Source organism: Nocardia asiatica NBRC 100129 (assembly GCF_000308415.1).
Lineage (GTDB): Bacteria > Actinomycetota > Actinomycetes > Mycobacteriales > Mycobacteriaceae > Nocardia > Nocardia asiatica.
Genome location: NZ_BAFS01000373.1, coordinates 1 through 2,923 on the forward strand (window position 1 = coordinate 1; position 2,923 = coordinate 2,923).

The 2,923-nt window shown below is 67.6% G+C and carries 2 protein-coding genes and 1 pseudogene; 2 read left to right on the forward strand and 1 reads right to left on the reverse strand.

Annotated elements, in window-relative coordinates:
* Together ON27_RS29565 and ON27_RS29570 are read left to right on the forward strand one after the other, a co-directional pair.
* Nucleotides 1–502 (forward strand): annotated as a pseudogene (locus tag ON27_RS29565) (pyridoxal-5'-phosphate-dependent protein subunit beta); the annotation flags it as partial.
* Nucleotides 499–1,851, forward strand: a complete 1,353-nt coding sequence (locus ON27_RS29570; protein WP_245560295.1) for an MFS transporter — start codon at nt 499–501, stop codon at nt 1,849–1,851. The pseudogene ON27_RS29565 and the gene ON27_RS29570, both read left to right, overlap by 4 nt.
* 542 nt (nt 1,852–2,393) lie before the next feature.
* On the opposite strand, the gene ON27_RS29575 is transcribed toward ON27_RS29570, so the two are convergent.
* On the reverse strand, nt 2,394–2,923 hold a 530-nt coding region (locus tag ON27_RS29575), incomplete at its 5' end, for an IPT/TIG domain-containing protein (RefSeq protein ID WP_218003065.1).

Genomic DNA, 2,923 nt, shown 5'->3' on the forward strand with positions numbered 1-2,923 from the left:
GCTGCGGCGGTTCAACCCGGACCTGAAGCTGATCGGGGTGGACACCGTGGCGTCCACGATCTTCGGCCAACCCGCAGGTCCGCGATTGATGCGTGGCCTCGGTTCGAGCATCTACCCGCGCAACGTCGATTACGAGGCCTTCGACGAAGTCCATTGGGTCGCGCCATCGGAGGCGGTTTGGGCGTGCCGCACGCTGGCGGCGACCCATCACTCCACCGGCGGCTGGAGCGTTGGTGCGGTCGCGCTGGTAGCGGGGTGGGCCGCCCGGATACTCGACCCCGAGTTGCGGATCGCGGCTGTGTTCCCCGACGGGCCGCTCCGCTACTTCGACACCATCTACAACGACGCCTATTGCGAGGAGCACGGTTTGCTCGACGCCGACCCACCGATCGAACCGGACACCATCACCCACCCGGCCGAGAAGGTCGTGCGGAGCTGGACCCGCTGCACCGCCGTCACCGATCCCCGACAGACCACCCTCGACCGGAAGCGAGCGTCGTGACGGTAGTCGCCGAGTTCCGCAGCTTCGATCTCGCCGCGCGGCTGCTGATGGTGAACCAGTTCGGCATCAACCTCGGCTTCTACATGCTGATGCCGTACCTGGCCGGGTACCTGGCCGGACCACTCGGCTTGGCGGCCTGGGCGGTCGGGCTCGTGCTGGGTGTGCGCAACTTCTCCCAGCAAGGCATGTTCCTCCTCGGTGGCACACTCGCCGACCGGCTCGGCTACAAACCACTGATCGTCGCCGGATGCCTGCTGCGCACCGGCGGTTTCGCGCTGCTGGTGTTCGCGACTTCCCTGCCGTGGTTGCTGATTGCTTCGGCTGCAACGGGTTTCGCCGGCGCACTGTTCAACCCGGCGGTGCGCGCCTATCTCGCCGCCGACACCGGAGAACGCCGGGTAGAAGCGTTCGCGGTGTTCAACATCTTCTACCAGGCGGGCATCCTGGCCGGGCCACTGGTCGGCCTCGCGCTGATGGCGTTGGATTTCCGGGTGACCGCAGCTACAGCGGCAGCCGTGTTCGCTGCGCTGACGGTCGCCCAATTGTTCGCGCTCCCCACCCGGCGCGCCGAGGCACCGCCGGAGAAGACATCGGTGGTCGAGGATTGGCGCACCGTGGTCTCCAACCGGCGGTTCGTGGCCTTCGCGGTGGCAATGATCGGTTCATACGTGCTGTCGTTCCAGGTCTATCTCGCGCTGCCGCTCCAGGCGGACTATGTGGCAGGCACGCGATCGCAGGCGGTGACCTCGGCGGTGTTCGTGATCTCCGGTGTCGTCGCGGTGGCCGGGCAGTTGCGCATCACCGCGTGGTTGCGCTCCCGCTGGCGCACCGGCCGCAGCCTGGTCGTCGGTATGAGTCTGCTGGCCGTGTCGTTCCTGCCGCTGGCTCTCGTGCCCGGATCCGAGCGGTTCGGGACAGCCGCCGCGATCGCCGCACTGCTGGCGGCGGCCGCGCTGCTGGCGGTCGGGACGGCGGCCGTGTTCCCGTTCGAGATGGACACTGTGGTATCCCTCGCCAACGGCAGGCTGGTGGCCACCCATTACGGGTTCTACAACACCGTCGTCGGCGTCGGAATCCTGATCGGCAACCTTGCCACCGGCGCAGTGGTCGGCGCCGCCCACGACGCTGGAGCCGCCTGGGCAGTGTGGGTCGGGCTCATAGCGATCGGCGCGCTCGCCGCGCTGGCCCTGTATCGGCTCGACCGCTCGGAGGGTGCGGTGGTGACGGCGGCCAGAGCCGTCGATCCGGATAGCGCGACAAGCAGTGAGCGGCACGACCGTGCTCTTGGCCGGACAGTGCCGCCGGTCAGCCCTCCGACAGGCCACCGCGACGACCGGATCACGATATGACGTGGTAGCTGCGGTCATTACGAAGCCAACGACACCCACCTGAGGCCCGCCGACTGGACACCGGCCTACGACGCCAACGGCGAGGTCCGCGACGGCGCCTGGGTTGTCGAAGCCACCAGCCTCACCGACCGGACGACATCGGCTGCCACCCGGCAGCGAAGGTGGGCGCTCCGATCGTTGCCGAGCCGATCAAGGCGCAAATCCGGACAGTCGGCGGCTACTGGGCGTAGGCGGTTTCGCCCGGAGGCCGTTCGGCCGTCGAGCCGTCAGCAGCTCGCCCGAACGGCCACCCATCCAACGCGCATCGCAGAACAGTCAAGCCCGCGAGCACGTGATCACCATCTCACAGCCTTCTCACAGGAATCGCGATCTGCACGTGGCCTACGGCAGAGCCCGGGCGCTGGAGGTTGCTATTCGGACGAGGGTGAACCGATCGCACCGGGTTGACCGCTGGTGGTGCGGCGTCCGGTGAACAGCGTGTTGGCTTTCAACGAAACTGGGCCGCCGGCAATAGTCGCCGACGGCCCAGCTCGTGTCACGCGTCAGATGTAGATGAAGCTGAGTCCGTTACTCGTTCCGCCAGCGGTCGTGGCGGTGAGCTGGACGGTTCCGGTACCTGCCGGCGAGACGGCGGTGATCTGGGTGGGTGAGTCGACGGTGAACGAGGTCGCCGGTGTGGCGCCGAAGTCCACCGAGGTCGTTCCGGTCAAATCCGTACCGGTGATCACCACAGTCGTTCCGCCTGCCTGCAGGCCGGTGTTCGGTACCGCCAGGGTGAGGGCCGGTGCCGGGATGTAGGTGAACGCGATGCCGTTGCTGGTTCCTCCTGCTGTGGTGGTGGTGATTTGCACGGTGCCGGTCCCCGCCGGTGCGACGGCCGTGATCTGGGTGGGCGAGTCGACGGTGAACGACGTGGCGGGTGTGGCGCCGAAGTCGACCGCTGTAGCCCGGTCAGATCCGTACCGGTGATCACCACAGTCGTTCCGCCTGCCTCCGGTCCGGTGATGGGCGCCGCCAAGGTGAGCGCGGGTGCCGGGACGTAGGTGTAGGCGATGCCGCTGCTTGTTCCACC